Genomic DNA, 7,115 nt, shown 5'->3' on the forward strand with positions numbered 1-7,115 from the left:
ACCCGGATGGTGATCGCGCTGCTGGTGTTCGCCGGTTTCGCCGTCTACGGAGTCTGGCAGACGTTCGCGGCGTGTTTGTTGGGGTTCCTAATCACGCGGATCGCGCTGCTGCGATTTTTGGGACGGGAACCCGGCTTGGCGACGGCCGTCGAGACGTCCGTGCAACGGAGCAGACCATGAACGGGGTGCAGATTTCGGTCGACCATTGGGTGCTGTGGCAATCCGACGTTTGGCCGATGGTCAAATTGAACGCCACGATCGTTTTCACCTGGTGTGTGATGGCACTGTTGGTGACCGGATCGTGGTGGGTGACGCGTCGATTGTCCACCGACACGGCGGTCCCCAAATTTCAAAACGTGTTGGAAGTGATCGTCGGTGGGATGCGGGATCAAATTCGCGAGGTCAGCGGTCGCGATCCGGGTCAGTACCTGGCCTTTGTCGGCACGTTGTTTCTGTTTATCTGCGTCGCCAATCTGCTCAGCATCGTGCCGGGGTATCAACCGCCGACGGCGTCGTTGTCGACGACCGCGGCACTGGCGACGTGCGTGTTCATCGCGGTTCCGATCTATGGGATCGCGGTTCAGGGACCGCGCGCGTACTTACAACACTACCTTCGCCCGACCCTGTTGATGTTGCCCTTCAACATCATCGGCGAATTTTCCCGCACGCTCGCGTTGGCCGTTCGACTGTACGGCAACATGATGAGCGGCACCGTGATCGCGGCGATCTTGATCGGCTTCGTTCCGCTGTTCGTCCCGATCTTGATGCAAGTGTTGGGGCTGCTGACGGGATTGATCCAAGCGTACATCTTTGCGGTCTTGGCGATGGTTTACATCGCTTCGGCCACAACCGTTTATCACCAGCGTGAGCCGACCTCGAAAGCGGCTGACGCGGAACCGAACGAAAATTCCTAAGGCTACCGAATCGCCGGAGAGCACCATGAATAGTCATCGCATTCCCGTTTTCTTGTTGGCGGTGGTCCTGACCGTCGTTGTCACCGGACTCAGCCAGCACTCCGCCCGAGCGCAAGGGAACGCCGAGCAAACGATCGAACTGGCCGATCGCGATGTGTCACCGTCCGAATCGGTTGCCGGTGGCACAGGCCACGGTGGCATCGACAACCTGGGGCTGATCGCACTTGGGTCAATTGTCATCGCGGGACTGACGATCGCCATCGGTTCGATCGGGCCGGCGCTCGGCGAAGGCCGCGCGGTCTCCCAAGCCCTCAGTGCGATCGCACAGCAACCGGATTCGTCCAACACGATCACCCGCACCTTGTTCGTCGGTTTGGCCATGATCGAATCCACCGCGATCTATTGCTTTGTCGTCGCCATGATTCTGTTGTTCGCCAATCCGTTTTGGAACCATTTCACCCAGTAGCCGGTCATGTCCATCGATTGGTTTACCTTTATCGCACAGATCATCAACTTCCTGATTCTGGTCGGGTTGTTGCGGTGGCTGTTGTACGGACCGATCATCGCCGCGATGAATCAGCGCGAAGCGAAGATCTCCCAGCGCTGGAATGACGCTCAAGAGAAACTCGCCGAAGCCGAACAGACCGTTGCGTTGTACCAGCAGCAACAGACCGAGTTCCAGCAGCAACGCGACGCCATGCTTCAAGACGCGCGGCGGGAATCGGATGAACACCGAGAGCGTTTGACCAGGGAAGCCCGTGACGACGTTGAACTGAAACGCAACCAGTGGTTGGATGGATTGAAACGGGAGCAAGCCGAGTCGGCCGATGAGGTGCGCGAGCAGTTCGGGGAGATGGCCATGCATTCCGCCCGCCACACGCTGATGGAATTGGCCGATGCAGATTTGGAAACACGCGTGGTCGAAAAGTTCATCAACCGGATCAAACAGATCGATGGTGCCCGCCGCGATGAAATCAGGACGCTGCTTACCGATGAGGCGACCCAGGTTCGCATTCGGAGCGCGTTTGAATTGCCCGACGACGTCCGCGATCGGCTCAGCGCGGTGGTCCGCGAGACGCTCGGCTATCAAGGCGACATCGAGTTTCAGCAATCGACGGATTTGATTTGCGGCATTCAACTCGACGCGGGAGGCTATAGCATCCAGTGGAATGTGGACGACTTCGTGCGAGGGATCAACGCGGATTTCACCACGCGTTTGGGGAGGGACACTTAGATGAGGATTCAGCTGTTCGCGTTGACCGTTGGGCGTAAGCTCGATGCCAGTTCGTTTGGCACTTCAGGAGTTAGCGGAACGGCGCGAGCCGTCCGGTTTCCGCTGGGAACGACATCGAAGGACCGGAGGGCTCGCGCCCTGCCGCTAACAAAAAGCACCTCGTTTCGTGTCGAACAGGGTGGCATTTGGATCAAGCCTGCGGGCCCACGGCCGAAACGACCGATGGCTTTCCACACCGGATGAACCGATGAACGACAGCACTTCGACGGATGCCACCTCGACGACCGCGTTTCGTGATCTGATTCGCGAGACCGCGATGTCGTTCAAGCACGTGGTCTCCGAACGCGACGCCAGGGTCGATGCGCGTGAATCGGGTACCGTGGTCGAAGTCAGCCGCGGGATCGCGACCGTCGACGGGTTGCCGAATGTTCAATCCGACGAATTGCTACGGTTTGCCGGCAATCGATACGGTTTCGCATTTAATCTGGACCGTCATCGTGTCGGTTGTGTGTTGTTGGATGAAGGCGAATCGTTGCAGTCCGGGACAACGGTCGAGCGCACCGGCCGCGTGCTGGACACGCCCGTGGGCGCGGAATTGCTCGGTCGGGTGATCGATCCGCTCGGCCGACCGTTGGATGGCGGCCATCGACTCACCGGGCTCCAGCGGATGCCGTGTGAACGACCTGCCCCGGGGATCATGAACCGCGCGGCCGTCTCGGTGCCCTTGCAGACGGGCATGAAGGTCATTGACGGGTTGATTCCGATCGGTCGCGGTCAACGGCAGCTGGTCTTGGGCGACCGTCAGACGGGAAAGACGTCGATCGCGGTGGACACGATCATCAATCAGCGAAACAGCGGCGTGATTTGTGTTTATTGCAGCATCGGACAACGAAGCACGAACGTCGCGCGGGTCATCGCGACCCTCCGCTCCCATGATGCGATGGAGCATTCGATTGTGGTGATCGGTGCCGATGACGCGCCGCCGGGTGTTCAATTCATCGCGCCCTATGCCGCCACAACGATCGGCGAATCCTTCATGCACCAGGGACACGATGTGCTGATCGTTTACGATGATTTGACCTCCCACGCCAGGGCCTATCGTCACGTTTCGCTGTTGCTGCGTCGCCCCCCGGGGCGTGAAGCGTTTCCCGGTGACATCTTTTTTGTGCACTCGCGGCTGCTGGAACGATCGACACACCTGCGCGCAGCATTCGGCGGCGGATCGTTGACCGCGCTGCCGATCATCGAAACCGAGGCGCAGAACGTGTCCGGCTACATTCCGACCAATCTGATTTCGATCACCGACGGACAACTCTATCTGTCTCCGAAATTGTTTCACCTCGGGGTGTTGCCCGCGGTCGACGTGGGGCGGTCGGTCTCGCGGGTCGGCGGCAAGACGCAGTTTCCGGCTTATCGTCGCGTCGCCGGCGACCTGCGACTGGCGTATTCGCAATTTGAAGAATTGGAGAAATTCGCCCGTTTTAGCAGCCAACTGGATGAAGACACCCGCGCCACGCTGGACCGCGGTTTGCGCGTCCGCGAAGTCCTCAAACAAGCACGGCATGAGTTGCTGTCGGTGCCTCAGCAGATCGGATCGATGGTGGCACTGACCTCCGGGGCGTTCGATTCGTTGCCCGTCGATCACATCCGCCAAGCGGAACGGACGATCCATCGCACGCTGCAGGAAGAATGTCCGGGGCTGTGCGAGCGGATTTCTGCGGGACAAAAACTGAGCGATCAGGATTTCCAACAGCTCAAGGAGTTCGTGCACCGGGCGATCTCCGAAGCCGCGCAGGTCGGCCCATGAACACGCTGGAACATCTGCGGATGAAGATCGAAACGGCGACCGACATGCAGTCGGTGGTCAAAACGATGAAGACGCTGGCGGCCGTCAGTATCCGCCAATACGAACGAGCCGCCGACGCGTTGTCCCAGTACAACCAGACCGTCGAAATGGGCTTTCAGATCGTCTTGCGAGACACCGGGCACGGCGATCTGCTGTTCGCCGCCGATCCCCACCGATCGACTCGTACCGCCGCCATCGTGTTTGGAACCGATCAGGGCATGTGTGGTCAATTCAACGAACGCATCGCGACGACCGTGTTGGCCGAACACGAACAATCCGCCGCCGAGGAAAGACCCACCGGATCGGATTCCGGACAGGCTTTTGGGCAGCCGTGGAAAGTGTTGGCGGTGGGCACGAGGGTGGAGGGCCATTTGAAGGAGATGGGGCTGGCTCCAGACCAAACGCTGACTGTGCCGGCCTCCGTTTCCGAGATCACGCCACTGGTCCAAGAGCTTCTGTTGACGGTCCAGCATTGGCGCGAGCAATCGGAGATCTCTCGTTTGCTGGTGTTCTACAACCGTCGAACGGTGGGGGCCGCGAGTCTGCCGAACCGGTTGGTGTTGTTGCCGATCGGGGCCGAGCGGTATCGCCGCTGGAGTCACCTGCGTTGGCAATCAACTTCTTTGCCGGCCTTTACGATGGATCGCCGCCGTTTGCTCTCCCGCATCATCCGCCAGTATCTGTTCGTTTCGCTCTATCGGTCGTGTGCCGAATCCCTCTCCAGCGAAAATGCCAGTCGCATCGCGGCCATGCAAGTGGCCGAACGAAGTATCCAGGATCGGCTGGACGATCTGACACGCGCGTTCAACCAGATTCGACAGACGGCGATCACCGAAGAATTGTTGGACGTCGTCAGCGGTTTTGAAGCCCTATCCAGTGCCAAAGGCTTTTGACCCAGACGCAGCACGAGCACGTTGATGTCCAGGTGTCAGCCGTTGTTGGCCAGGCAAGCGACGGTCTGTGGCGAACAAAACGCGACACGCTAACTTGCCCCCGCCTCCTCGGGCGCTACTATTCATTCGGCCACAACCCGCTTCGGGACCCCTGTGGTTCTCTTCCGATCCATCGCCGCAATGCGACCGTTTTGCGGTGATGCCCACCCAACCGATTTCCCCGTCGGCAGCTAACCGCACGATGTCTATTGACAACCGTCGTGCAACGTTCGGTGCGTTTTCCGAAACGCCTTCTGATGCGTTTGCACGTTCGCAAACCACCGCCGTTTTTCGCCAAGATTCGTCGCCATCTCAGTCCGGTGCGACGACTCGTCGGGGAAACTCTGCACCGACCCCGCGGTCGCAGGCCGCCGGAAAGGACGACGATTCGGCGAAATCGTTGGACGATGCCGTCGAGTCCTATCTGGTGAGAATTCAGCGGGTCGGATTGCTGTCCAGGGAGCAGGAGGCTGAAGTGGCCATCCGGATCGATCACCACCGCAAACGGCTGCGTGCCCAATTGCTCGAGGCGGACTTTGTACTCCGCGACGCGATCGAATTGCTGGGCCAAGTCCATCGGGGCGAGGTTCGCTTCGATCGTTTCGTCCAGGTCGCGGTCAGCGATCACCTGGAGAAAGATCAAATCGAGGGTCGGATGCCCCACAATTTAGGCACCCTGGAAGCCCTGCTGCGACTCAATCGGCACGACTACAAACAGGCGATCAGCACCTCCAGTCGCCGCCGCCGCGATGCGTTGTGGGCCAAGATCGGCAACCGTCGTCGACGCGCGATTCAACTGGTCGAAGAGTTGGGGTTGCGGATCGAATTCCTGAGCAGCCAGACCGGGAAATTGTTCGCCCTGGAGCGTCGCGTGAAGCAATTGGCCGATCGGGGTGATGCCCAGTCGCGGGCGGAATTGTCCGAGATCCTTGCAAGTGTCCAACAAACGCCGGAGGGCTTGTCGCATCAGGTGGCCAAGATTCGCAGCGCCCAGACGCAATTCAATGCCGCCAAAAACGAATTGTGCGAATCGAACCTTCGGCTCGTCGTCTCGATCGCCAAAAAGTATCGCAATCGTGGTCTGGCGTTTTTGGATTTGATCCAAGAAGGCAACGCAGGACTGATCCGCGCGGTCGAAAAATTTGAGCACCAACGCGGGTTCAAGTTTTGTACCTACGCGACCTGGTGGATTCGTCAGGCGATCACCCGCGCGATCTGTGACCAGGGGCGAACGATTCGGGTTCCGGCCCACGTGAATCCCGAAATAACCCGCATGAAACGGATTGACAATGATTTGCGTCATGAATTGGGGCGTGTCCCGTCGGGGGACGAAATTGCCGCCGCGGCCGAAACCTCGTCCGAGCAGGCCGAGGCGATTCTGCGAGCCAGTCAGAATCTGGCCAGTCTGCAGCAACCGATCGGTCTGGATGACAACGGTGAACTCGGTGATCTGGTCGAAGCCAGTAGCGTGGAGCGGCCGGATCGGAACACGGACCTGCGGATGCTGCACCAACGCCTGCATCGGATTCTTGAGGAACGCCTCAGTTGGCGTGAGCGAGAGATCCTGAAGATGCGGTTCGGTCTCGGTGATGGTCACGAATACACGCTCACCGAAGTCTCTCAGGTGTTTAACGTCTCGCGAGAACGCGTGCGTCAAATCGAAAGTCGTGCGCTGAAAAAACTGAGCGAAGGCCAGTCCAACGCCGAACTGATCGGCTTCGTCGACTGACCCGGTGAAGTCAGCTTCCAGCTTGCGATTCCCCCCGTCAGTCCTTTGCCCTTTGGCAAGCAGGCTTCTTCCCCCACAGCGATTGGCCCCCAACTTGCACCCACCGGGCATGCCGGCACGGAGTCCATTCGGCCATCCGGTGCTGGTATCGCTCGGCTGGTAGGGCGAGCGAAACGTTGTTTGTGCGTTTGATCCGGCTGAAGCCACCACACACAGGGGAATCGCTATGTCAGTGGGACGTATTTGCACACGCTCGGTGGATGTCGCTGCACCGGATGAAAGTGCACAAGCCGCCGCGATCCGGATGAAAACACGGAACGTCGGAACGCTGGTCGTTCTCGATCAAAACCAAAGCCCGATCGGAATCGTGACCGATCGCGACTTGGCGCTCTGCGTCGTTGCCAAGGGGCTCGATCCCACCATGACGGAGTTGGAGGTGGTGATGAGCAAGTTGCCTGAA

The 7,115-nt window shown here is 59.4% G+C and carries 8 protein-coding genes; all 8 read left to right on the forward strand.

The features are described from left to right. Positions 1 to 180 (forward strand): hypothetical protein (locus ABX749_RS15600; protein ID WP_372896791.1); only part of this gene is annotated, 180 nt, incomplete at its 5' end. After that, positions 177 to 914 (forward strand): F0F1 ATP synthase subunit A, encoded by a 738-nt coding sequence (locus ABX749_RS15605; RefSeq protein WP_372896792.1) that lies wholly within the window; start codon positions 177 to 179, stop codon positions 912 to 914. The genes ABX749_RS15600 and ABX749_RS15605, both read left to right, overlap by 4 nt. 25 nt (positions 915 to 939) lie before the next feature. Beyond that, a complete protein-coding gene (locus ABX749_RS15610; protein ID WP_372896793.1) occupies positions 940 to 1,380 on the forward strand; it encodes a F0F1 ATP synthase subunit C in 441 nt (146 codons plus the stop codon). 6 nt (positions 1,381 to 1,386) lie between these two features. Next, entirely contained in the window at positions 1,387 to 2,148 is a 762-nt protein-coding gene (locus tag ABX749_RS15615) for a hypothetical protein (protein WP_372896794.1), read from the forward strand. Positions 2,149 to 2,464: 316 nt separating this feature from the next. Further along, positions 2,465 to 3,955, forward strand: a complete 1,491-nt coding sequence (locus ABX749_RS15620) for an alternate F1F0 ATPase, F1 subunit alpha (protein ID WP_372896798.1) — start codon at positions 2,465 to 2,467, stop codon at positions 3,953 to 3,955. Further along, complete coding sequence (locus ABX749_RS15625; RefSeq protein WP_372896795.1) at positions 3,952 to 4,887, forward strand: F0F1 ATP synthase subunit gamma; 936 nt, start codon at positions 3,952 to 3,954, stop codon at positions 4,885 to 4,887. The genes ABX749_RS15620 and ABX749_RS15625 overlap by 4 nt, the downstream gene beginning before the upstream one ends. Positions 4,888 to 5,128: 241 nt before the next feature. Beyond that, complete coding sequence (locus tag ABX749_RS15630; protein ID WP_372896796.1) at positions 5,129 to 6,655, forward strand: RNA polymerase sigma factor RpoD/SigA; 1,527 nt, start codon at positions 5,129 to 5,131, stop codon at positions 6,653 to 6,655. 226 nt (positions 6,656 to 6,881) lie between these two features. Beyond that, a partial coding sequence (locus tag ABX749_RS15635) for a CBS domain-containing protein (RefSeq protein WP_372896797.1) occupies positions 6,882 to 7,115 on the forward strand: 234 nt, incomplete at its 3' end.

Origin of the sequence: Stieleria sp., from assembly GCF_041595215.1 — a bacterium.
Classification (GTDB): domain Bacteria; phylum Planctomycetota; class Planctomycetia; order Pirellulales; family Pirellulaceae; genus Stieleria; species Stieleria magnilauensis.